Raw genomic sequence first — 21,335 nt, 5'->3', positions numbered from 1 at the left:
ATCGGTCCGTCCGTCGCCTCGGTCACCGTCCGGGGCGGGTCCGCACTTTGTGCGAGCCGTCGCACATCGGGGCGATGGTGGACCGGCCGCATCGACAGAATGCGACCGTGCGCCGCCGGGGCGAATAGGCGGTACCATCGGGCTTGATCACCGAAATCGGCCCGCGTACCAATAGCGGCCCTGAAGGACATGGAATGACGGTGACGTCATCGTCCCGATGGTCGCCGCCCTGATCGTTGGAGGTCATTTGTCCTCAATTCCTGGGAACGTGCGGAATTCATCGCTCAGCGCGAGCCTACTCACCTCGGACGACGGCGCCAACGGTTCGCAGCCGCGCATGCCGATGCCCGCGCCCCGCGGCCCGGTGAGCGCGGCACTGGCCGAACTGCTGCTCGATCTCGACGGTCCGGCCGAGCCCCTCTCGGCCGCGGTCGCCGCACATCGCAGTCCCGTGCTGGACGACGAAGACGCCCAGCTCACCCTGACGATGCTGTATGAACTGCACCTGCGCGGCATCCGCGGCGTCGACGATCGGGCGGAGTGGGACCTGCGACTGCTCGAGGTGCGCGGCGAACTCGAACAACGTCTGGAATCGGAACTGAACGCGTTGGTCGGCCCGATCGAGGACCCCGACGACGTCGTGGAAGCGTTGTTCCAGGCGAGCGCGGACGACGACGGTCCGCCGCTGGCGGCATTTCTCGCGCGGTCGGGAACCGTCGATCAATTCCGGGAACTCGTGATTCACCGATCGCTGAACCAGCTGCGGGAAGCCGATGTTCACACGCTGGGCATTCCGCGCCTGGGCGGCGCACCCAAGGCTGCGCTGATCGAAGTGCAGAGCGATGAATACGGCGGCGGCCGACTCGATTACATGCATGCCACTCTGTGGGCCGATCTGATGCGGGGAATGGATCTGGATTCCGGATACGCCGCATATATCGACAGCATTCCGGCTCCCACCCTGGCGGCCGTCAACACACTCTCCTATTTCGGCCTCCACCGCGGAAGGGTCCGCGAACTCGTCGGACATCTGTGCATGGTGGAGACCACGTCGTCACTGCCGAGCAGGCAGTACAGCCGTGGCCTGCGCCGCCTCGGATTCGGGCGCCCGGTTCGGCTGTTCTTCGACGAACACGTCGAGGCGGATGCGGTGCACGAACAGCTCGTCGTCCGCGAGGTCGCCGGAGCGCTCGGCGACACACCCGACGGCCGCATCGGCCTCCTGCGCGGCGCACTGACCTGTCTGGCGGTGGAACGGCTGGCCGCACAGCACATCTGGGCCGCGTGGGAGGCGGGCCGGTCGTCGCTGCGCGTGGGGTCCGCCCGGTGATCGGCCGATGGGCGGTCGGCGAGGCCACCGCCGGCCGGATCCTCGGGACCCTGCCCCTGCCCCAGCCCACCGTGACCGCGCCGACGGGCGTGTACCGGCCGTCGGTCGACTCGGCGATGCTGTGCCGTCGAATGGTGAACCACATGCAGACCCACCCGAAGGGCGTGACCTCGGTGATCGAGCTGTGCGCTGGGAGTGGAATCGCGTCGGTCTACGCCGCTCTGGCCGGCGCCCGCGTGACGGCGGTCGACGACACCCGGGAATCGGTCGAGGCGGTCGCGGTCAACGCGGCGTCGAACGATGTGACCGTCGACGTCGTCCGCTCCGATGTCCGCGCACTCCCTCGGCTCGATCCCGCCGACCTGGTGGTCGCCAACCCGCCGTATGTCCCGGCGCCCGCGCACATGCCCGACGGACACGCCTGGAACGCCGGACCGAACGGCAGGAGCGTGGTCGACTCGATCATCGGCGTGCTGCCCGAGCTCGTTCGGCCCGCGGGTGCGGCACTGCTGGTCCAGTCGGACGTCTGCGGTGTGACGCCCACCCTCTCCGGACTGGCGGACCGGGGCTTCGACGCGGCAGTCACCGACGAAGTCGTTGTCGACTTCGGTCCGGTGATGCACGAGCGCGCGCTCTGGCTGGAATCGCAGGGCTTCATCGAACCGGGCGAACGCACCGAGCGCGTGGTGGTGATACGAGCCGTGCGGTCGACGTCGGCCGTGCCGCGGGGAGCGTCGCGATGACCGGGGCGTGGTCGGTGCGCCCGGAGGGCGACGGCGACGCGCAGGCGGTTCATGCGGTCAACGCAGCCGCGTTCCCGACGCCGGCCGAGGCGGATCTGGTCGACGAACTGCGTCGCGACCCGGCGGCGTGGATCGACGGGCTGTCGTATGTCGCGGAACAGGACGGCGAGATCATCGGGCACGCCCTGCTCACCCGGGCGACCGTCGGAGGAACGCCGGTATTGGCCCTCGCACCGTGTGCGGTGGTTCCGGCACAGCAAGGCACCGGCGTCGGAACGGCGGTGATCTCAGCACTGCTCGACGCTGCCCGCCGGATCGGCGACGAGACCGTCGTCGTCCTCGGCCATGCCGACTACTACCCGCGGTTCGGCTTCGTTCCCGCGTCCCGATTCGGTATCTCGGCGCCGGTCACGGTACCCGACGACAGCTTCCTCGCACTGCCGCTGACCGCAGCGGCGCGCGTCCCCTCCGGAGTCATCGCCTATCCGGCGGCCTTCGGCCTCTGACCACGATCGGAGTCTCCGGACGATCACCGGCCGGCGTGCGGCCGATACCATTGGCCCGGAGATCCGACGAGAGGCAGACGATGACCACCGCGCCCGAAGCCGAGGGCAGTTTCGGCGAGCAGTTCATCGAAGAGTTCGACCGACTCCTCCGCTGGCGCCGCGACGTGCGACGCTTCCGGACCGACCCGGTCGAGCCGCGACTGATTCAGGAGATCGTGGCCGCCGCCGAACTGGCGCCGTCCGTGGGCAACAGCCAGCCCTGGCGATGGGTCGAGGTCCGATCGCCGGAGCTGCGGGCAGTGGTGAAGTCCACCTTCGCCCGGTGCAATGCGGAGGCACTGGAGGGATACCGCGGAGAGCGTGCCCAGCAGTACGCCTCGCTCAAACTCGCCGGGCTCGATCAGGCACCTGTCCATCTCGCGGTCTTCAGTGAGGACCACCCGCAGCAGGGACACGGCCTCGGTCGTCGAACCATGCCCGAGACCCTCGCCTACTCCGTGGTCACGGCGATCAGCAGTCTCTGGCTCGCCGCCCGCGCGCGCGGCATCGGCGTCGGCTGGATCTCGATCGTCGAACCCGACGAGGTGCACCGGGCCCTCGGCGTTCCGCCCGGGTGGCGATTCGTCGCCTACCTCTGCATCGGCTATCCGGAAGAGGTGAACTCGGTGCCCGAACTCGAACGCGCGGGCTGGCAGGCCCGGACCGACCCGGAGACGCGCTACTTCATCCGCTGACTCGCCTAATCGGTACCGATCACTCGTTCGGTCGTCATACGATCGCCAGGGCCGCGCATTTCGGCGGCCGGACGACGTGCTGCGAGAGGAATTCCCCATGACCGACCGAATCACCGCGCTCGATCTGCCCGCCGGAGAATTGAGCGCCGACACGCTCAAGTACTTCGACGTCTGCCGCGAGAAGCTCGGGATGGTCCCGAACGTCCTGCAGGCGTACACCTTCGACGAGACCAAGCTTCGCGCCTTCACCGCGATGTACAACGACCTGATGCTGGCCGACTCGGGACTGTCGAAGCTGGAACGCGAGATGATCGCCGTCGTCGTCTCGTCGATCAACAAGTGCTACTACTGCCTCACCGCGCACGGAGCCGCCGTGCGCCAACTGTCGGGCGATCCCGAACTGGGCGAACTGCTCGTCATGAATTTCCGGGCCGCCGATCTGTCCGATCGTCACCGTGCGATGCTGCTCTTCGCCGAGAAGATGACCGAGCAGCCCTCGAAACTCGACGCCGCCGATCGAGAGGCGTTGCGCGCGGTGGGCTTCACCGATCGCGACATCTTCGACATCTCGTCGACCGCGGCGTTCTTCAACATGACGAACCGGGTGGCGAGCGGCATCGACATGCGTCCCAACCCGGAGTACTCGGCTCAAGCGCGATGACGTCCCGGCATCACCCGATCTGCAGCGACGCATGGGCGGCCGTGACGGCGCGCTGCAGTTCGGCGGCGACCAGCCGGGTCGTCTGCGCCGGAGTGGCCGGAGCGACCGCATCGAGTGCGATCGGGACGCTGAAGACCACCACCGGGCGGTCCTGGTCCGGATAGGCGATGCCCGCGCATACCAACCACGGCCGACTCCCCTTCTTCAGTGCCCCGCTCGCGATGTGGCCGACTCCGCTGCTGACCTTCTGAAGCAGCCGGGGATCCTCCTCGTTGCACGTGCCCTCGGGGAAGATCGCGATCGAGTCTCCCCGACCCATCCGCTCGATGCAGACGTCCATCATCTGCTTGCCCGCGGTGGCCGCGGCGCGGAGACCGTGGTCCTTCTGACGGAAGACCGGGATGCCGCCGAGGTCGTCGATCTTGCGGCGACGGTCCGGATCGTCGAAGAGTTCGTCTTTGGCCAACACACGCATCCGCCCGATCCGCGGGCGCAGCGGCGACAAGAAGCCGGATGCGGCAAGGATGAACGGATCGGTCTGGCGCACGTGATTGGCGGCGATCACCAGCGGCACCTCGTTTCGCCCGACAACAGCGCGCAGACGGTCGCGCGCGTCGTCTTCGAAGCGGACACGCGGACGGTGTCGAGCCGCCAGTACGCCGTACATGGCGAGCGCCTTCATCCGGGTCTGACGGTGGTCGCTGTAATACCGGTACACCTCGTCGGCGTTCTCGAGCGTTACGTCCATGCGAGCTACGGTACCGTAACTTACGGTTCCGTAACCACGGGGAACAGCGTCGAGTCAGACTTTGACGAAGCCGTTCTCGACCAGCCAGTCGCGCGCGACGTCGGCCGGCTCGCGTCCGTCCACGTCCACCTGACGATTCAGCTCGCTGATCTGCTCCGACGTCAGCTTCGCCATCACCGGCGCCATCACCTTCGCGATCGACGGGAACTGTTCGTTGACATCGGAACGCATGGTGACCGCCGCGTTGTAGTGCGGGAAGAACTGCTTGTCGTCCTCCAGCACGTTGAGGTTCAGTGCCTTGATCCGGCCATCGGTGGTGAAGACCTCTCCGAACACGCAATTCCCGTTGGCGACCGCCTGGTAGATGATGCCGGTCTGCAGGATCTGCATCTGCACCTGCGCCGGATCGAACCCGTACTTGGCGGCCATACCCGGGAAGCCGTCCTGCCGGCTGCGGAACTCGGTCTCGACGCAGGTGGTCGCCGCCGCGGGATCCTTCTTCACCAGCGCGGCGTAGTCGGAGAGCGTCTTGACGCCGGTCTTCGCGGCGTTCTCTTGATTCACCGCGAGGGCATAGGTGTTGTCCATCGGCGCCGGGTCGATCCAGACGATGCCGTTCTTCGCCAGATCCGCGTCACGGACGGCCTCGAACTGCTTGGTGGAGTCCGGGATCGGCTGTTCGTTGCCGAGATAGTTGATCCAGCCGGTACCGGTGTATTCGATCGTCACGTCCACCTGTCCCGCGGCCATCGCGTCGCGTGCGCTGTTGGATCCCTGAATGTTGGTCAGATCGCGGACGTTGGCGCCTGCGGCGGCGAGGGAGAAGCCGAGGATGTACCCCAGGATCACCTGCTCGGTGAAGTCCTTGGAGCCCACCGTGATGGTCTGTCCTTCGAGATCGGGCTGCACGGTGATCGAACCCGGCTTCACCGGCAGCGGAAGCGCACCGCCCGACTGCAGACCGCAGGCCGCGGCACCGAAGACGAGGGCGGCCACCGCGATCAGCGCGACGAGCGAGCGCAGTGGGCGGCGTGCGGCCGCGGGCAGGTGCGGTGTCATCGCAGCCCCTTGGGTCCGAGGTACCGTTCGGCGAGCGCGCCGAACCAGTCGACGACGAGCGCCAGCGCGACGGCCAGCACGGCTCCGACGACCAGTGTCACGTTGTCGCGCAACTTGTAACCGGTGTCGATCAGGATGCCCAGTCCCCCGGCGTCGACCAGGAAGCACAGGGTCGCGGTGCCGACCGCGAGCACCAGCGATGTCCGCAGGCCGGCGAGGATGAAGGGCACCGCCAGGGGCAGCTCCACCTGGGCCAGCACTCGCGGCTCCGACATCCCCTGTCCCTTGGCGGCGTCGATGGTCGCCGCATCGACCTCCTGCAGGCCGAGCATGCTGTTGCGCAGCACCGGGAGCAGCGAATAGAACGCGATCGGCAGCACGCCGATCCAGAAGCCCGTCGTGGCGGTCCAGAGGAAGAAGAGCACCAGCAGACCGATCGCCGGCGCCGCCTGCCCGATGTTGGCCACGCCGATGAAGAACGGTGCCAGCCAGCGGAATCGACGTCGTGTGACCAGCACGGCGAGCGGTACCGCCACCACGACGACGATCGCGGCGATCGCGACGGTCAAGGCCAGATGCTCACCGACGAGCTGCCCGATGTACGACGGATTGATGGTCGCCTTCTGGGTGGCGGTCAGGTCGCGGGAGAAGGCCCAACCGAGCACGCCCGCCGCGAGCAGCACCGCGATCGTCGGCTGAATCCACAGCTGAAGATTGCTGGCCCTCCCGGCACCGGTCTCCTTGGACACCGCCTCCGCGCTGGTCATCAGCTGGTGCCTTCCGGCGAGGCGTCCGCGGTCAGGTCCGCAGCTGGGTCATCGGCGTGCGGGTCGACGATCGCGGGACTGCCCTCGTGCTCCTCGCGCAGCGCGCGAATCGAGTCGATCAGCGTCTCGATGGTGACCACACCGACGTAGCGGCCGCGGGCACCGGTGACCACGGCGGACGCGTTACGTTCGGCGAGGATCGCTTCGAGTGCGTCCTGGAGGGTCGAGCTCGTGGCGACCGTCTCACCGAGCGGGATACCGACGCCGCGAATCGACGATGCGCCGACCAGATGGCGCCCGTCGGTCCACCGGATCGGCCGGTCACGGCTGTCGAGGATGATTCCCCAGTCACTGCCGATCCGTGCAGCGAAGTCGGCGGCCGAATCTCCTTCGTGGGCCGTCGGCCGCTGCTCGATGTCCACGTCGCGCACGCGCAGCAGGTTGAGCTGCTGCAGCGACGCACCGGAGCCCACGAAGCCCTCGACGGTCTCGTTGGCGGGGTTGGCCAGAATCGCCTCCGGCGAGTCGTACTGCAGCACCTTCGAGCGCGCGCCGAGCACCGCGATCTTGTCGCCGAGTTTGACGGCCTCACTGAAGTCGTGGGTCACGAAGACGATGGTCTTGCGGAGTTCCGCCTGCAACTGCATCAACTGGTCCTGCAGGACGCCTCGGGTGATCGGGTCCACCGCGCCGAAGGGCTCGTCCATGAGCAGGACCGGAGGATCGGCGGCCAGGGCTCGCGCGACGCCGACGCGCTGCTGCTGTCCACCCGAGAGCTGGCGCGGATACCGACCGCCGAATTCGTCGGCGTCGAGGCCGACCATGTCGAGCAGTTCGTCGACTCGGTCGGCGATCCGCTTCTTATCCCATTTCAGCAGCTTGGGCACCACGGCGATGTTCTGTGCGACCGTCATGTGCGGGAAGAGGCCACCTTGCTGAATGGCGTACCCGATGTTCTGTCGCAGTTTGTTCGCGTCGATCGACAGTGCGTCCCGGCCGCCGATGGTGATTCGGCCGCTCGTCGGCTCGATCAACCGATTGATCATGCGCATCGTCGTGGTCTTACCGCTGCCGGACGGCCCGACGAAGACCACCACCTCGCCTGCCGGAATGGTCAGAGAAACGTCTTCGACAGCAGGTTCGCGCTGGCCGGGATAGATCTTCGAGACATGCTCGAGAACGATCTCGACTCCGGAGATCTCATTCTCTGCGTCATCTTTGCTGTGGGTCAACGGATCCCTTTCGACGTTGTCAATCGGCCGATCAGGACATAGATCCCGTCGAGGATCAAAGCCAGGATGACGATCAACACGGTGCCCGTCAGCGCCTGCGGAATAGCCGTGGGGCTACCGACGCGCGACAGACCGGAGAAGATGAGATTGCCCAGGCCGGGGCCCTTCGCGTAGGCCGCGATCGCCAGGATTCCCATCGCCATCTGCGTCGCGACACGCATGCCGGTGAGGATCGACGGCCATGCCAGCGGCAACTCGACCCGCGTCAGCACGCGGAGACGACTCATTCCGATGCCGCGTGCGGCATCGGTGACCGCGGGGTCGACCGCGCCGAGACCGACGATGGTGTTACGCACGATCGGCAGAAGCGAGTACATCGTCAGCGCAATGACGGTCGGCGGAACACCGAGGCCCACTATCGGAATGAGCAGACCGAGAAGTGCGAACGACGGAATGGTCAGAATGGTGCTCGAGAGCGCCGTTGCGATAGCCGAGCCTCCGGGGCTGCGATATACCGCGATTCCGACGCCCACTCCGATGATCGTCGCCAGGAGTAGACACTGAATCACTGCGCTGACGTGCAAGTAGGAATCGACCACAAGCTGCGACTTGCGGCTCGATATGAAATCCCAGATCCCGTTCAGAACAATTCCCCTCTATTAGCGTTTTCACCGTAGCGCATATCGGCGGACGGTTCGCGCGGTCACGGTGTAATCGCAGGTCAGAACCTAGCGCCACGCACCGATTCCGACAGAGCGCAAGGAGCGACGTTCACACTTCGGCGGCGGCTGCGGGCGTCGAGACCCCGCCGGTGGCCGCATACGCGGCCCGAGCCCTCCGGGAGCCTCCGACTACCATGCGTGGGAACGGTTCATCGGAGGAGGCAGCAGGTGTCGGACAACGAGGAGCAGCTCGTCGACGTGCGTTCGCTGCACCACCGGCTCGTGCGGATCAATCGAGTGCTGCGGGTGGCCGGTTCCGGTTCCGGTCTCAGCGCTGGAACCGCCGCGGCCCTGTGGTCGATCACCCAGCACGCACCCCTTCGGCTGTCCCGACTGGCCGAGATCGAGTCGGTCTCCACCCCCGCCATCTCGCGGATCGTCACCGGCCTGGAGGACATGGGCTACGTGGAGCGGCGACCCGATCCACTCGATGCGCGGGCCCGACTGCTCTATCCCACCGAATCGGGGTGCGAAGTGGTCTCGACGACGCGGAACGCCCGGGTGCGGCGTATCGCCGAGGCTCTCGAGACGCTCGAACCGGCCGACCGGCAACTCGTCGAGCGCGCCTTCGAACTCCTCAGCGACGCCTTGGCCGCGAGTGAAGTCTGAGCCGCCGCCGGATCAAATGAGTGCCGAGATCCGGTCCGCCGCCTCGACGAGCGCGGTCACGAGCCTGCGACGCTCCCGACCGTCCACCGCCGATTTGAGCACCCCCAGCTGCAACTCGAACTCGGCCTGGTCGCCGGCGAAGACCGGTGCTGCGAGATAGCTGATCGGCTGCGCGTCAGCGCCGTCGAGTTCGTCGTCGGAATACGCACGCGACGACAATTGCGCGAGCCGGCGGGTCGCCGTGTGGCGGAGCGCGGGGTCGATGAGAAGCGGACCCACCGCGCCGAGCAACTCGGCGAGCACCTCGACGAGCATCGCGTCCGACGACTCCGGGCGGTACGCCGCGAAACCGCGCCGACGTACCGATTCGAGCAGGAGCCTCCGTCTCGGACGGTCTCGCTCGCCCAGCCAGGCCTCCTGGTCGGCCTCCCGCCAGGCCATCGCCGCGGCCCCGACGGGAAAGACGATCGCCAACGACTGGCCGAGCCCCAGGCCGGGAACCGGCCGCACCTCGCTGTGCCGTTTGGCGACGACGGTCATCGCGCCGGGCGCCATCCGCGCGAGCGTCACTCCGCAGTCGGTGGCCGCGACGAGTTCTTCGAGAACCTGCGCCACGCCCGGACTCGGCAGGTGAAGCGCCGGAGGCGAGACTCCGCCGAGTGCCATCGCCGCCGGGCCCAGCCGATAGGCACGAGAGGCGTCGCGCTCGGCCCACCCCGCGTCGTCGAGCTCGGCCAGGATCGCCGACATCGTGGCGCGGGCCACGCCCAGCTCGTCGGCGATCTCCGCGATGGTCTGCGGGCGCTCGACGCGGGCGAGGAGTTCGAGGGTGTCGATCACCCGGCGCGTCGGTGGCGATCCGGCCATGTGTGTCCTCCCCCGCATGCGTGCCGATCTTGTGTCGCGGCCCATACCCCGCTACCTTGTGACGGATATTCAATCACATCTATTCGAATATTCGATTCCTGAAGGCGGTCCCATGAGCCAGACCCAGTCCCTCGAGGGCAGAACAGCGATCGTGACGGGTGCCGGCCGCGGCATCGGAGCCGGCATCGCGCTCGGTCTCGCGGAAGCCGGCGCCGACCTGGTGATCGCTGCCCGCAGTGCCAACCAACTCGAGCAGGTCGCCGACCGGATCCGGAGACTGGGCCGACGCGCGATCACCGTGCCCGCGAATGTCGCCGAAGACGACCCCGCCGATCTGGTCGGCGCCGCCACGCGGGAGTTCGGTGCGCTCGACATCGTCGTCAACAACGTCGGCGGCGCCCTCCCGAAGCCCTTTCTGCAGACCAGCGTCAAAGCGCTCGTCGGTGCCTTCGCGTTCAACGTCGGGACGGCGCACGCGCTCAATCTGGCGGCCGTGCCGAGCATGCTGTCCAACGACCGCGGCGGTTCGATCATCAACATCACCTCGTCGATCACGACTCAGCCGGGACGCGGGCTGCTGGCCTACGGAACGGCTAAAGCGGCCCTCGCGCACTACACCCGGATGGCCGCGCAGGACCTGTCGCCGCGCATTCGGATGAACGCCATCGCACCCGGCACCATCAACACACCCGCGCTCGGTTACGTCGCCGAAGACGACGCGATCCGCGAGGAGATCGTCAGCCGCACCCCGCTGCGCCGACTGGGTGTGCCGGACGACATCGCCGCCGCCGCGGTGTTCCTGGCAGGCGACGGCTCGGCGTACATGACCGGCAAGACCATCGAGGTGGACGGCGGTCTCATCGCCCCCAACATGGTGATGCCGCTCCCCGATCTCTGACCGCCCGCCCCATCACCGGCCGACGACCTCCCGCCGACAGCCCCTAGGACTCCCCCATGACGATCACCACCGCCGACGATCTGCGCGCCATCGAGACCGTGAAGTACCGCTACCTGCGAGCCGTCGACACGAAGGACTGGTCGGCGCTGGCCGACACGCTCACCGACGACGTGCACGCCGAATACGGATCGCAGGTGAACGGCCGGCCGCTGACCTTCGACGACCGAGCCTCTCTGGTCGCACATCTGAGCACGATCATGGCTCCGACCATGGTGACCGAGCATCGCGTCGACCATCCGATCATCGAAACCGACGGCGACACCGCCACCGGCAGCTGGTACCTGCAGGACCGCGTCATCGTTCCGGAGTACGACGTCATCATCATCGGAGCCGCGTTCTACCGCGACGCCTACCGGCGGACACCCGACGGCTGGCGCATCAGTTCCACCGGATACGAGCGCACCTTCGAGGCGCGAGGCAGTCTGTCGGCGGCCCGGATGCACGTGGAGCAGGGACCGGCCGTCCACCGGCCCGCGACGTAGCGCGGGAGCCTCCGACACCGGGTTCAGTCGGCGCCGGTACCCGCGCCCACGTACTCGGCCAGGTGCCGGCCGGTGAGGGTGGAAGCCGATGCGACGAGGTCGCGCGGCGTTCCCTCGAAGACCACGCGGCCGCCGTCGTCACCCGCGCCCGGACCGATGTCGACGATCCAGTCGGCGTGCGCCATGACCGCCTGGTGATGCTCGATCACGATCACCGAGCGCCCCGCCTCCACCAGGGCGTCGAGTAACCCGAGCAGTTGTTCGACGTCGGCCAGATGCAGTCCGGTCGTCGGTTCGTCGAGGATGTATACGCCGGCCTTCTCAGTCATCGCGATCGCGAGCTTGATGCGCTGGCGCTCGCCTCCCGAGAGCGTGGTGAGCGGCTGGCCGAGGGTCAGATAGCCCAGTCCGACGTCGGAGAGACGCTTGAGGATCTTGTGGGCTGCCGGCGTGCGTGCGTCACCGTCGTCGAAGAACTCCAACGCCGTGTCCACCGACATCGCCAGCACCTCGCTGATGTCCCGGCCGTCGACCCGGTAGTCGAGCACCGCGGCGTCGAACCGCTTCCCCTCGCAGACTTCGCACGGCGTCGCCACGCCGGCCATCGTGGCGAGATCGGTGTAGATCACGCCCGCGCCTTTGCAGTTCGGGCACGCGCCGTCGGAGTTGGGGCTGAACAGAGCGGGTTTGACTCCGTTGACCTTCGCGAAGGTCTTCCGGATGGCGTCGAGCAGACCGGTGTAGGTCGCCGGGTTGCTCCGCCGGGAGCCGCGGATCGCCGTCTGGTCGATCGACACCGCGTCGGCGTCGGCGGGCAGCGAGCCGTGGATCAGGGAGCTCTTGCCCGACCCCGCGACACCGGTGATGACGGCGAGTACGCCGAGCGGGATGTCGACGTCCACGTGGCGCAGATTGTTGGTGGTGGCGTCTCGGATCTCCAAGAATCCCGACGGGGTCCGCACACTGTCCTTGAGCCGCGCGCGGTCGTGGAGATGACGCCCGGTCAAGGTGTCCGAGGCCGCCAATTGCTCGACGGTGCCCTCGAAGCAGATCTCTCCGCCCAGCGATCCGGCGCCCGGCCCGAGGTCGACCACGTGGTCGGCGATCACGATGGCCTCGGGTTTGTGCTCCACCACCAGGACCGTGTTCCCCTTGTCGCGCAGTCGCAGCAGCAGGGCGTTCATCCTGGCGATGTCGTGCGGATGCAGTCCCACGGTGGGTTCGTCGAAGACGTAGGTGATGTCGGTGAGCGATGATCCGAGGTGGCGGACCATCTTGGTGCGCTGAGCCTCCCCGCCCGACAGTGTTCCGGTGGGCCGTTCCAGGGACAGGTAGCCCAGGCCGATCTCGACGAACGACTCGAGTGCCGCATGGAGCTTCTCGACCAGCGGTGCCACCGTCGGCTCGTCGAGCCCCGCCACCCAGTCCGCGAGGTCGGAGATCTGCATCCGGCATGCGTCGGCGATGCTGACTCCGCCGATCCGGGAGTTCCGGGCGTGCTCGGCCAGTCGGGTGCCGTCGCACTCCGGGCAGGTCGTGGACGTGACCGCGCGTTCGATGAAGGCCCGCACATGCGGCTGCACAGAGTCGATGTCCTTGGACAGCATCGATTTGGTGATCTTCGGGATGATGCCCTCGTAGGTGAGGTTGATGCCCTCGACCTTGATCTTGGTGGCCTCGCGATAGAGCAGATCATCGCGTTCGCGATCGGAGAACCGGCCGACGGGCTTGTCCATGTCGAAGTAGCCGCTGCCCGCGAAGATGCGGCCGTACCAGCCGTCCATGCTGTAGCCGGGCACCTTGAGCGCTCCGCCGGACAGCGACTTGTCCGCGTCGTAGATCTCGCTCAGGTCGATGTCGGAGACCGTTCCCATCCCCTCGCATCGCGGGCACATCCCTCCGAGTTGCTCGAAGGACCGTCTGACCGCCTTGGTCTGCTTGCCTCGCTGGACTTTGATCGCACCGCCGCCCGACACGGTCGGGACGTTGAACGAGTACGCGTTGGGGCTGCCCACGTGGGGATCGCCGAGCTTGCTGAACAGGATCCGCAGCATCGCGTTGGCGTCGGTGACGGTGCCGACCGTCGACCGCGGATTCGCACCGATCCGCTCCTGGTCGACGATGATGGCAGTGGTGATGCCGTCGAGCACATCGACGTCCGGGCGGGCCAGCGTCGGCATGAATCCCTGGACGAACGCGCTGTAGGTCTCGTTGATCAGCCGTTGCGACTCGGCTGCGATGGTGCCGAAGACGAGCGAGCTCTTTCCGGACCCGGAGACTCCGGTGAAGGCGGTGAGCCTGCGCTTCGGCAGTTCGACGCTGACGTCTTTGAGGTTGTTGACCCGCGCGCCACCGACTCTGATGACGTCGTGACTGTCGGCGGGCGCGGTAGTGGGGCGGTCGGCAGACATGGAGCACATTGTCCCCTACCCGGACCGGATCGCGTGGACGCTCCGGGAGGGGCCCGGTCCGGGTATTGTTCGGTGGTTCCCACACTGCCGCATGTCAGATAGCTCAGGTGGCGGGGGATGCTCGAAGAATCGTCAGACCGGAGGCCGAGTGAGCCAGGCGCGCAACCATCGAGACTGGGCGATCGTCGGCGTCGTGGTCGCGGCATTGATCACGGTCAACGCCCTGGCGCATTTCGCCGGGCATTGGCCGGGGCTCCTCGCGGTTCCGGTGGGCGCGGTCGCGGTGGTGCTCCTCGCGCGGATGCGGGGCCTGGCGTGGTCGGAGATGGGCATCAGCTCCTCGGAGCTCAAGTACGGGTTCCGGTGGTCGGCGATCGTCGTGGTCGCGGTCGTCGTGGTGGTCGGTGCCGGCGTCGCCATCCCCTGGACCCGGACGTTCTTCCTGAACGACCGCTACTCGTCCGCGCGTGACGCGCTGCTCGCCGCTCTTGTGTGGATTCCCGTGCAGACCGTGATTCCCGAGGAACTGTTGTTCCGCGGTGTGCTGCAGGGATCGTTGCGGCGAGTGATGAGCCGGCGGCTCACCCTGATCGCCGGCGCGGCCCTGTTCGGTTTGTGGCACATCGCCTCGTCGCTCGGACTCTCGGCGGGGAACGCCGGTGTCACCGATGCGATCGGCGCCGGCGTCGGAGCCGCCGTCGCCGGCGTGGTCGGCGCGGTGGTCGCGACCTCCGCGGCCGGATGGATCCTCGGCTGGCTGCGCTTCCGAACGGCCAATCTGCTCGCCCCGATCGTCCTGCACTGGACTCTCAACGCCTCGGGTGCGCTCGGCGCCGCCCTGGCCTGGCAGCTGCTCTGACTCGCGCCGATCAATTCCCGGTCTGCACGCGGAGATTCACGATCGCCTTGTCGACTTCGGCCCTGGTGGTCGCATCGTTGATCGGACTCACTCCGAAGGCGAAGGTCATCGGAGAACTGTTCACGACGACCACCGTGACATCGTCACCGAGCACACCGGAGCGCTGATTGCGGACGTCGATGCGAGCCCGGATCAGCGTGTACTCGGTGATCTTGTTGTCGAGCCGGTCGTTGCGCACGTCCTCGATCCGGGCCGGTGAGGCGTCGACTCCCGAGTACCCCGAACTCGACGACAGACACTCCACCAGTTTCCTGGCGATGGGCTCCGTGCGATCGCGGAAGGATGCGGGCAGCGTGCCGACGGCGATCTGCGCCATCCACCCCGACGTGCCGGCCGGGCGTGAGGCTTTGATGCCGTTGGCCGTCACCGCGAACGGGATCTGCGAGATGTTGTCGGGATCCCAGCCGCTGACCGGAAGGTCGTTCGACGGAATGGAGATCGGTCCGGTCCCGACTCTGGACGCGGACGACGACTGCGTCGTGACCCCGCCCGCACACAGCGTCGGAACGCCGGCGACCACCGCGGGCCCGCCGGCAGTGGTCGAGGGAGCCGAGGTACTCACCGGCGACGACGTCGACTCGGGAGTGGACGGCACGGTAGATGTCCCGGCCGCGGTGTCGGGACCGTCGTCGCCGCGGAAGACGAAGAATCCGGCGACCGCGATCGCCGCGAGGACGACCAGCACTACCGCCGCCACGATCACGGCTTTCCGCCTGCCGGTGTCCGTCGGCTCGGGCGGATACCCGGGCGCACCGTAGGGCTGCTGCCGGCCGAAGTCTCCGGGCGGCGGCCCGAAATGAGGTGGCTGTTGTGCCGGGGGCTGCGGTACCGGAGATTGCGGTACCGGGGGCGGGCCGAAGGCGCCGATTCGGGGACGCTGCGGGTAGGGCTGCGCCGGCGACGGGCCCTGCTGCGCCGGCGGCGACTGCGGCGCGAGGGGCGCGGTGGGCTGTGCCCCGCTGTGCGGTGGGGTCGGAGCCGGATTGATCATCGTCGGCGCGTACGCCGCCGGAGCCTGCGGCGTCGCCGCCTGCGGTGTGAAGCCCGGTCTGCGCAGCGCCCCGTCCAATTCGTCTGCGAACTCTCGGCACGTCCGGTACCTGCGGGCGGGGTCCTTGTCCATCGCCCGTGCGAGGACCAGGTCGACGGCGGGTGCCAGAGTGGGCAGAACCGCGGTGGCGCTCGGGGCCGGAGCATGGAGATGAGCGTTGATGATGTCGGTCGGTTTCGCGAGCGGGAACGGCGCTCGGCCGGTCAGGAGCCGGAATGCGGTACAGGCGAGCGCGTATTGGTCGGTGCGTCCGTCGAGTGCGGCCCCGCGCAACTGCTCCGGTGAGCAGTACTGGATCGACCCCACCGTCAGGTTCGCCGCTGTCAGCGCGGTGTCGCTTGTGGTGGTGCGAGCGATTCCGAAGTCGGTGAGATACACCTTGCGGTGCGCCGCGGTCGAGTCGTCCACCAGAATGTTCGCGGGCTTGACGTCGCGGTGCAGCATTCCCCGCGAGTGCGCGTAGTCGAGAGCGTCCGCGACGGCGCCGATCATCTCGCAGACCGTCGCCGGGTCGAGCGGTCCCGACTGCTGGAGCAGGGCGTCGCCGTCCGCCCCGGGGACGTACTTCATCGCGATCCAGAGCTGCCCCTCGAACTCACCGCGGTCGTACACGCTCACGATGCCCGGGTGATCGAGTTGGGACGCCAGATCGGCCTCACGGATGAACCGGGCCCGATAGGTGGGGTCACCGGTCAGCTCGGCGGGCAGCACCTTGAGCGCATCTTCCCGGGGGAGCCGCGGATGTGCGACCAGGTACACCTCCCCCATGCCGCCGACCCCGAGTCTTCGCTCGATCAAGTAGTTGGCGAAGTACTGGCCCGGGCTCAACATGGGAACAGCCTAGGTCATGACCTCGCATGCAGCGGCGCATGCCGCAGCACGGCGTGCACCAGCGGCGGAACGATCAGCGCGGCGGCTGCCCCGACCAGAATGCCTGCGGTCACATCGGTGATCCAATGCATTCCGAGGTAGAGCCGGGATGCGGCGGCCGCGAGCGCCACGGCCAGCGCTCCGCACGCCGCGACGACTCTGGTCGCGGCGGACGCCGACGCCGCGGTGACCGCGACCAGCCCGAACGCGAGCGCCGCGGTGCCGGTGGTGTGTCCGGACGGGAACGACCCAGCGGTCTCGTGGGCCTCGAGTTGCCAGGCGACCGGAGGCCGGGTCCGATGCACCGCGATCTTGAACACCTCCGCGACGGCGGCCGCGGCCACGACCGTCGAGAGCAGGGCCGCGGCTCGCTCGACGCCGCCGTCTCGGCGCCACAGGACCATCGCGGCCACCGCGCCGAGCACGATGGTTCCGACAGGGCTGAGAACGGTGGAGAGAAACACGGCGACGCCGGTCGCGGTTCCGGAACGCTGTGCGAGCGTCCACTCCCACACGCTCCGGTCGGCGGCGAGCGGGCCGTGGACGTCGTAGACGACCGCACCGAGAGCGGCGGTCGTGAGCAGCAGTAGGACTCCGACGGTCATCGAGGGCTTCGGCATACTGACCATCTTCGGCTCCGCTCACTGAGCAGACGCTGAGAAGTCCGCAGGTCGGGGCCCGATCTGCGAACCATGAGCAGTGCGGTGGGACGGCTTCTGCGGTTACGGCGCCAAGGCGCGTCTCCTGCGGCTAGGTTGGCAATGATCGCGGGCGCCGCTACGGTGCCCATTTCTGTGAGAGGCGCCATGGAGAGCATCGAAACCGCGGCCGGTCCGATCGACGCGGACCGCCTGGGCAACGTGCTCTCCCACGAACACATCTTCGTCGTGAACGACGACTACCGCGTCAACTTCCTGCCGGATTGGGACGAGCAGGCCCAGATCGATGCGGCGGTCGCCACGCTGACCCGACTCAAGGCCTCGGGCATCGACACACTGATGGATGTCTCGGTGCCCGGGCTCGGCCGCAACGTGGAGCGGATCGCCGCCGTAGCCGACCGCGTGGACCTCAACATCGTGCTGGCCACCGGCCTGTACACCTATCACGATCTGCCTTTTCAGTTCCATTACACCGGACCCGGACTCGGTTTCGACGCGCCGGACCCGCTCGAGCGCCGGTTCGTCCGTGACCTGACAGTCGGCATCGGCCGCAGCGCGATCAGGGCCGGGTTCCTTTACTGCGCGATCGAATCCGAGGGATTGAGCACGGGCGTCGAGCGCGTGATGCGGGCCGTGGGACGGGCGGCTGTCGAGACAGGCGCGCCGGTGGTGGTTCACACGAACCCGCACACCGCATCCGGACTGGTGGCCCAGCGGGTCCTGGCCGAAGAGGGCGTCGATCTGAGCCGGGTCCGGATGTCGCATTGCGGTGACACCACGGATCTGGACTACCTCATGAGGCTGGCCGATGCCGGCTCGCTGCTCGGACTCGATCGATTCGGCGTCGACGTCCTCCTGCCGTACGCCGACCGTATGCGCACGCTTCTCGCTCTGATCGAGCGCGGGTACTCAGACCGGATCATGCTGTCGCAGGACGCCTTCTGCTTCAGTGACTGGTTCGAACCTGCGAGCCTGGCCGAGGCCGCGCCGGACTGGGACTACTTCCAGGTGACCGGACGCGTGATTCCAGATCTTCTCGCCGCCGGCGTGAGCCGCGAGGTCATCGACACGATGATGCGTGCCGTCCCTCGGGCCTTTCTGACCAGGTCGGCGGGCTCGTCCGTGTCGAGTGACGCCGTCATCACCGTGGCAGATTTCGAGAAAACTGGATTTAGTCCAGAAAAGCCGTAGAGTGGGCGCATGGCCACCGACTACTCCACCGTCATCCGGCGATCCGGGCTGAGAGTCACCCGGCCCAGACTGGCCGTGTTGGCGGCCGTGGACGCGCATCCGCATGCCGAGACCGAGACCGTTCTGACGACGGTTCGCGAAGAACTGCCCGGCGTCTCGCGGCAAGCGGTGTACGACGTCCTCCACGCGTTGACCGACGCCGGCCTGATCCGGCGGATCCAGCCGTCGGGACACGTCTGGCTCTACGAGACGCGGATCGCGGACAACCATCACCACCTGGTCTGCCGGGTATGCGGAGACGTCCGCGACGTCGACTGCGCGGTCGGTGAAGCCCCGTGTCTGCAGGCGGCCACCGACCACGGCTTCCAGATCGACGAGGCCGAGGTCATCTACTGGGGCGTCTGCCCCGACTGTCTCGCCGCCGAGGACGTTCCGGGCGACTCCGGTCGTCCTGACAGTTCAGCTCACTGATCGCCACCCCGGAGTTTCACCCACCGAAAGGAACCGCAGTGTCCGACCCACAGCCCGTTCAGAACGCATCAGGATGTCCGGTCCACGCGGCCGCGATGGCAGCCCCTGCCGAAGGCGGCGGCAACCGTGACTGGTGGCCGAAGCAGTTGAATCTCAAGCTCCTCGCCGAGAACCCGGCCGAGGGCGACCCGATGGGCGCCGACTTCGACTACGCCGCGGCCTTCGAATCCCTCGACCTCACCGCGGTCCGCCGCGACATCGAGGCGCTCATGCGCGATTCGAAGGCATGGTGGCCCGCCGACTACGGCCACTACGGCCCGCTGTTCATCCGGATGGCCTGGCATTCGGCCGGCACATACCGCGTCGCCGACGGTCGCGGCGGCGCCGGCCACGGCATGCAGCGGTTCGCGCCCCTCAACAGTTGGCCCGACAACGCGGGCCTCGACAAAGCACGCCGACTGCTGTGGCCGATCAAGAAGAAGTACGGCTCCGCGCTGTCGTGGGGCGACCTCATCATCTTCGCCGGCAACGTGGCCCTCGAATCGATGGGCTTCAAGACCTTCGGGTTCGCCGGTGGCCGCACCGAGAAGTGGGAACCGGAGGAGATCTACTGGGGACCGGAGACCACCTGGCTCGACGACGAACGCTACACCGGCGACCGCGACCTCGAGAATCCGCTCGCCGCCGTCCAGATGGGCCTCATCTACGTCAATCCCGAAGGCCCCAACGGGAATCCGGATCCGCTCAAGGCCGCCGTCGACATCCGCGAGACCTTCGGCCGGATGGCGATGAACGACGAGGAGACGGTCGCCCTGATCGCCGGCGGTCACACTTTCGGGAAGACGCACGGCGCGGGTCCGGCCGACCATGTCGGACCGCTGCCCGAGGACGCTCCGATGGAGAACATGGGGCTGGGCTGGAAGAGCACCTACGGCACCGGCTCGGGTGCCGACGCCATCAGCTCCGGGCTCGAGGGAGCGTGGAACAGCACGCCGATCACCTGGGACAACAACTTCTTCTGGACCCTCTTCGGCTACGAGTGGGAGACGTACACCGGTCCGGGCGGAGCCATCCAGTGGCGGCCCAAGGACAACGCCGGTTCCACCAGCGTCCCCGACCCGCAGGATCCCGACAAGCGGCATCAGCCCATGATGCTGACCACCGACATCGCCCTGCGCGAGGACCCGGTGTACGGCAAGATCTCGCGCCGCTTCCTGGAGAACCCGAACGAGTTCGCCGACGCCTTCGCACGCGCGTGGTTCAAGTTGACGCACCGGGACATGGGCCCGCTTCCCCGTTACCTCGGCGACGAGGTCCCGTCGGAGACCCTGGTCTGGCAGGACCCGGTCCCCGTAGCGGACTACGAGCAGATCGACGACGCCGACGCCCAGGCGCTCAAGGAGCGGATCCTCGATTCGGGCCTGACCGTGTCTCAGCTGGTCAAGACGGCGTGGGCGGCTGCGGCGTCGTTCCGCGGCAGCGACAAGCGCGGCGGCGCCAACGGCGGTCGTCTCCGTCTCGAGCCGCAGCGCCACTGGACCGTCAATGAGCCCGCCGAGCTCGACGAAGTGCTCCCCGTCCTGGAGGGGATCGCCCAGGAGTTCAACGCCGGGTCCGGCGTCAAGCAGGTCTCGGTGGCGGACGTGATCGTCCTCGGCGGGGCCGCGGCGATCGAGAAGGCCGCGGGTGCGGCCGGCCACACGGTTCAGGTGCCGGTCTCACTCGGCCGCACCGACGCCACGCAGGAGAACACCGACGTCGAGTCGTTCAAGGTGATGGAGCCCCGCTGGGATGGTTTCCGCAACTACCTCGCCGCCGACGCGCCGATCCCGGCGGAGTACCTGCTGGTCGACCGCGCGCAGCTGCTTCAGCTCAGCGCCCCGCAGATGGCGGTGCTGGTCGGCGGTCTGCGTGTGCTCGGCGCCAATCACGGACGATCGCAGCACGGGGTGCTGACCGACCGTCCCGAGACGTTGACGAACGACTTCTTCGTCAACATCCTCGATATGGAGACAGAGTGGACCGACGCCGGCGACGGCACTTTCGTCGGCGCCGACCTCGCCACCGGAGAGACGAGGTGGACGGCCACGCGCGCCGACCTCGTCTTCGGAGCCAACGCCCAGCTCCGGGCGCTGGCCGAGGTGTACGGGGCCGACGACGCCGAAGCCAAGTTCGTCGACGACTTCGTCGCCGCGTGGACGCAGGTGATGGACGCGGACCGGTTCGACCTGCACCGCTGACCGACTGACCAGGCCGAGATCCGTCGGGTCAGCGGCGTCCGAGGGTGATCCGCCCTCCGGCACCGCTGCCCCGACGGATCTCAGTTCAGCCCCCCGATGGCGGGC

At 67.8% G+C, this 21,335-nt stretch carries 22 protein-coding genes; 12 read left to right on the top strand and 10 right to left on the bottom strand.

Annotated features, from left to right (window positions below):
* Positions 1-22: 22 nt before the first annotated feature.
* The gene (locus Y710_RS18565; RefSeq protein ID WP_081598062.1) at positions 23-247 is read right to left on the bottom strand and encodes a CDGSH iron-sulfur domain-containing protein; all 225 of its coding nucleotides are present in this window, start codon (positions 245-247) and stop codon (positions 23-25) included.
* Positions 248-268: 21 nt separating this feature from the next.
* Between Y710_RS18565 and Y710_RS13995 the strand changes: the two genes are divergently transcribed.
* The 5 genes from Y710_RS13995 to Y710_RS13975 all read left to right on the top strand — a co-directional run bounded on the left by Y710_RS13995 (position 269) and on the right by Y710_RS13975 (position 3,974).
* Positions 269-1,330 (top strand): iron-containing redox enzyme family protein, encoded by a 1,062-nt coding sequence (locus Y710_RS13995; protein ID WP_039866846.1) that lies wholly within the window; start codon positions 269-271, stop codon positions 1,328-1,330.
* Positions 1,327-2,073: a methyltransferase gene (locus tag Y710_RS13990; protein WP_006895031.1), complete on the top strand. Its 747-nt coding sequence runs from the start codon at positions 1,327-1,329 to the stop codon at positions 2,071-2,073. The genes Y710_RS13995 and Y710_RS13990 overlap by 4 nt, the downstream gene beginning before the upstream one ends.
* The gene (locus Y710_RS13985; protein ID WP_006895032.1) at positions 2,070-2,579 is read left to right on the top strand and encodes a GNAT family N-acetyltransferase; all 510 of its coding nucleotides are present in this window, start codon (positions 2,070-2,072) and stop codon (positions 2,577-2,579) included. Before Y710_RS13990 ends, Y710_RS13985 begins: the two co-directional genes overlap by 4 nt.
* 80 nt (positions 2,580-2,659) lie before the next feature.
* On the top strand, positions 2,660-3,313 hold the full coding sequence (bluB, locus tag Y710_RS13980) for a 5,6-dimethylbenzimidazole synthase (RefSeq protein ID WP_006895033.1): 654 nt from the start codon (positions 2,660-2,662) through the stop codon (positions 3,311-3,313).
* 97 nt (positions 3,314-3,410) lie between these two features.
* On the top strand, positions 3,411-3,974 hold the full coding sequence (locus Y710_RS13975) for a peroxidase-related enzyme (RefSeq protein ID WP_006895034.1): 564 nt from the start codon (positions 3,411-3,413) through the stop codon (positions 3,972-3,974).
* Positions 3,975-3,984: 10 nt separating this feature from the next.
* Here Y710_RS13975 and Y710_RS13970 read toward each other — a convergent pair whose 3' ends face one another.
* Genes Y710_RS13970 through Y710_RS13950 form a run of 5 tightly spaced genes read right to left on the bottom strand, consistent with a single transcriptional unit; the run spans position 3,985 to position 8,424 of the window.
* A complete protein-coding gene (locus Y710_RS13970; RefSeq protein WP_062367716.1) occupies positions 3,985-4,722 on the bottom strand; it encodes a 1-acyl-sn-glycerol-3-phosphate acyltransferase in 738 nt (245 codons plus the stop codon).
* Between the two features lie 54 nt (positions 4,723-4,776).
* Entirely contained in the window at positions 4,777-5,781 is a 1,005-nt protein-coding gene (locus Y710_RS13965) for a glycine betaine ABC transporter substrate-binding protein (RefSeq protein ID WP_231650211.1), read from the bottom strand.
* Entirely contained in the window at positions 5,778-6,548 is a 771-nt protein-coding gene (locus Y710_RS13960) for an ABC transporter permease (RefSeq protein ID WP_006895037.1), read from the bottom strand. Before Y710_RS13960 ends, Y710_RS13965 begins: the two co-directional genes overlap by 4 nt.
* Positions 6,548-7,780, bottom strand: a complete 1,233-nt coding sequence (locus Y710_RS13955; protein WP_062367715.1) for an ABC transporter ATP-binding protein — start codon at positions 7,778-7,780, stop codon at positions 6,548-6,550. Before Y710_RS13955 ends, Y710_RS13960 begins: the two co-directional genes overlap by 1 nt.
* Complete coding sequence (locus tag Y710_RS13950; RefSeq protein WP_174302276.1) at positions 7,777-8,424, bottom strand: ABC transporter permease; 648 nt, start codon at positions 8,422-8,424, stop codon at positions 7,777-7,779. Before Y710_RS13950 ends, Y710_RS13955 begins: the two co-directional genes overlap by 4 nt.
* 246 nt (positions 8,425-8,670) lie before the next feature.
* On the opposite strand from Y710_RS13950, the gene Y710_RS13945 reads away from it, so the two are divergent.
* Positions 8,671-9,111 carry a MarR family winged helix-turn-helix transcriptional regulator gene (locus tag Y710_RS13945; protein ID WP_045538462.1) on the top strand — a complete coding sequence of 147 codons (441 nt, stop codon included), beginning with the start codon at positions 8,671-8,673 and terminating at the stop codon, positions 9,109-9,111.
* Positions 9,112-9,123: 12 nt separating this feature from the next.
* Here Y710_RS13945 and Y710_RS13940 read toward each other — a convergent pair whose 3' ends face one another.
* The gene (locus tag Y710_RS13940; protein ID WP_062367714.1) at positions 9,124-9,978 is read right to left on the bottom strand and encodes a MarR family transcriptional regulator; all 855 of its coding nucleotides are present in this window, start codon (positions 9,976-9,978) and stop codon (positions 9,124-9,126) included.
* 112 nt (positions 9,979-10,090) lie between these two features.
* Here Y710_RS13940 and Y710_RS13935 point away from each other — a divergent pair, with 112 nt between their 5' ends.
* Both Y710_RS13935 and Y710_RS13930 read left to right on the top strand, forming a co-directional pair.
* A complete protein-coding gene (locus Y710_RS13935) occupies positions 10,091-10,876 on the top strand; it encodes an SDR family oxidoreductase (protein WP_062367713.1) in 786 nt (261 codons plus the stop codon).
* A 56-nt stretch (positions 10,877-10,932) separates the two neighbouring features.
* Positions 10,933-11,418, top strand: a complete 486-nt coding sequence (locus Y710_RS13930; protein WP_062367712.1) for a nuclear transport factor 2 family protein — start codon at positions 10,933-10,935, stop codon at positions 11,416-11,418.
* Positions 11,419-11,441: 23 nt separating this feature from the next.
* On the opposite strand, the gene Y710_RS13925 is transcribed toward Y710_RS13930, so the two are convergent.
* Entirely contained in the window at positions 11,442-13,829 is a 2,388-nt protein-coding gene (locus tag Y710_RS13925; RefSeq protein WP_062367711.1) for an ATP-binding cassette domain-containing protein, read from the bottom strand.
* A 148-nt stretch (positions 13,830-13,977) separates the two neighbouring features.
* On the opposite strand from Y710_RS13925, the gene Y710_RS13920 reads away from it, so the two are divergent.
* Complete coding sequence (locus Y710_RS13920) at positions 13,978-14,688, top strand: CPBP family intramembrane glutamic endopeptidase (RefSeq protein WP_062367710.1); 711 nt, start codon at positions 13,978-13,980, stop codon at positions 14,686-14,688.
* A gap of 10 nt (positions 14,689-14,698) precedes the next feature.
* Here Y710_RS13920 and Y710_RS13915 read toward each other — a convergent pair whose 3' ends face one another.
* Complete coding sequence (locus Y710_RS13915; protein ID WP_006895046.1) at positions 14,699-16,630, bottom strand: serine/threonine-protein kinase; 1,932 nt, start codon at positions 16,628-16,630, stop codon at positions 14,699-14,701.
* Between the two features lie 14 nt (positions 16,631-16,644).
* Entirely contained in the window at positions 16,645-17,298 is a 654-nt protein-coding gene (locus tag Y710_RS13910) for a phosphatase PAP2 family protein (RefSeq protein ID WP_006895047.1), read from the bottom strand.
* A 177-nt stretch (positions 17,299-17,475) separates the two neighbouring features.
* On the opposite strand from Y710_RS13910, the gene Y710_RS13905 reads away from it, so the two are divergent.
* Genes Y710_RS13905 through katG form a run of 3 tightly spaced genes read left to right on the top strand, consistent with a single transcriptional unit; the run spans position 17,476 to position 21,230 of the window.
* The gene (locus Y710_RS13905) at positions 17,476-18,519 is read left to right on the top strand and encodes a phosphotriesterase family protein (RefSeq protein ID WP_006895048.1); all 1,044 of its coding nucleotides are present in this window, start codon (positions 17,476-17,478) and stop codon (positions 18,517-18,519) included.
* Between the two features lie 9 nt (positions 18,520-18,528).
* Positions 18,529-18,990 carry a Fur family transcriptional regulator gene (locus tag Y710_RS13900; RefSeq protein ID WP_006895049.1) on the top strand — a complete coding sequence of 154 codons (462 nt, stop codon included), beginning with the start codon at positions 18,529-18,531 and terminating at the stop codon, positions 18,988-18,990.
* A 38-nt stretch (positions 18,991-19,028) separates the two neighbouring features.
* Positions 19,029-21,230: a catalase/peroxidase HPI gene (katG, locus tag Y710_RS13895; protein WP_062367709.1), complete on the top strand. Its 2,202-nt coding sequence runs from the start codon at positions 19,029-19,031 to the stop codon at positions 21,228-21,230.
* The last annotated feature ends 105 nt before the right edge of the window (positions 21,231-21,335 follow it).

Origin of the sequence: Gordonia sp. QH-12 (assembly GCF_001578675.1) — a bacterium.
Taxonomy (GTDB): domain Bacteria; phylum Actinomycetota; class Actinomycetes; order Mycobacteriales; family Mycobacteriaceae; genus Gordonia; species Gordonia sihwensis.
The sequence above is the reverse complement of the archived record's forward strand: the minus strand, read 5'-3'. Positions and strand labels throughout refer to the sequence as shown.

Excerpts from the sequence above, each read along its gene's own strand:
- Y710_RS18565 (WP_081598062.1), bottom strand. The coding sequence starts at position 247 with ATGACCTCCAACGATCAGGGCGGCGACCATCGGGACGATGACGTCACC.
- Y710_RS13915 (WP_006895046.1), bottom strand. The coding sequence starts at position 16,630 with ATGTTGAGCCCGGGCCAGTACTTCGCCAACTACTTGATCGAGCGAAGA.
- Y710_RS13975 (WP_006895034.1), top strand. The coding sequence starts at position 3,411 with ATGACCGACCGAATCACCGCGCTCGATCTGCCCGCCGGAGAATTGAGC.
- Y710_RS13910 (WP_006895047.1), bottom strand. The coding sequence starts at position 17,298 with ATGGTCAGTATGCCGAAGCCCTCGATGACCGTCGGAGTCCTACTGCTG.
- Y710_RS13970 (WP_062367716.1), bottom strand. The coding sequence starts at position 4,722 with ATGGACGTAACGCTCGAGAACGCCGACGAGGTGTACCGGTATTACAGC.
- Y710_RS13900 (WP_006895049.1), top strand. The coding sequence starts at position 18,529 with ATGGCCACCGACTACTCCACCGTCATCCGGCGATCCGGGCTGAGAGTC.
- Y710_RS13905 (WP_006895048.1), top strand. The coding sequence starts at position 17,476 with ATGGAGAGCATCGAAACCGCGGCCGGTCCGATCGACGCGGACCGCCTG.
- Y710_RS13940 (WP_062367714.1), bottom strand. The coding sequence starts at position 9,978 with ATGGCCGGATCGCCACCGACGCGCCGGGTGATCGACACCCTCGAACTC.
- bluB (WP_006895033.1), top strand. The coding sequence starts at position 2,660 with ATGACCACCGCGCCCGAAGCCGAGGGCAGTTTCGGCGAGCAGTTCATC.
- Y710_RS13985 (WP_006895032.1), top strand. The coding sequence starts at position 2,070 with ATGACCGGGGCGTGGTCGGTGCGCCCGGAGGGCGACGGCGACGCGCAG.
- Y710_RS13925 (WP_062367711.1), bottom strand. The coding sequence starts at position 13,829 with ATGTCTGCCGACCGCCCCACTACCGCGCCCGCCGACAGTCACGACGTC.
- Y710_RS13960 (WP_006895037.1), bottom strand. The coding sequence starts at position 6,548 with ATGACCAGCGCGGAGGCGGTGTCCAAGGAGACCGGTGCCGGGAGGGCC.
- Y710_RS13935 (WP_062367713.1), top strand. The coding sequence starts at position 10,091 with ATGAGCCAGACCCAGTCCCTCGAGGGCAGAACAGCGATCGTGACGGGT.
- Y710_RS13930 (WP_062367712.1), top strand. The coding sequence starts at position 10,933 with ATGACGATCACCACCGCCGACGATCTGCGCGCCATCGAGACCGTGAAG.
- Y710_RS13965 (WP_231650211.1), bottom strand. The coding sequence starts at position 5,781 with ATGACACCGCACCTGCCCGCGGCCGCACGCCGCCCACTGCGCTCGCTC.